General features: G+C 61.9%; 1 protein-coding gene. It reads left to right on the forward strand.

Annotated elements, in window-relative coordinates; translation table 11 throughout:
- Positions 1–441 (forward strand): serine hydrolase (locus L692_RS0112415; protein ID WP_025700291.1); only part of this gene is annotated, 441 nt, incomplete at both ends.

Below are 441 nucleotides of genomic sequence, written 5' to 3' on the forward strand. Positions count from 1 at the left end.
GCCTGGAACTACTCGCTGGCCACAGATGTGCTCGGCGGAATCGTAGCCAGCGCACATGGTTCAACGCTCTCCGAAGCGGTCAGATCGCTGGTGACGGAGCCGATTGGCTTAACGGACACGGCGTTCGATGTGGTTGACCCGCAGCGCCTTGCCGCCAGCTATGCGGATGATACGCCCGCGCCCCGCCGGATGCGGGAGCCGGATATTGTCGGCAAGATGGAAGGCGTAGCCGGGACTTTACTCGATCCCCGCCGGGCCTTCGATCCCTTTGCATTTCCATCGGGCGGCGCGGGTATGATCGGTTCTGCGGACGACATCCTGCATCTGCTGGAAACGCTGCGAACCGGCGGCAAGCCGCTGTTAACGCCGGCATTAATCGAAGAAATGGGACGAAGCCAGACATCAGGCTTGACGCTTCCCAACTCGCCGGGTTGGGGATTC

It is taken from the genome of Paenibacillus forsythiae T98 (genome assembly GCF_000520735.1).
Classification (GTDB): domain Bacteria; phylum Bacillota; class Bacilli; order Paenibacillales; family Paenibacillaceae; genus Paenibacillus_AQ; species Paenibacillus_AQ forsythiae.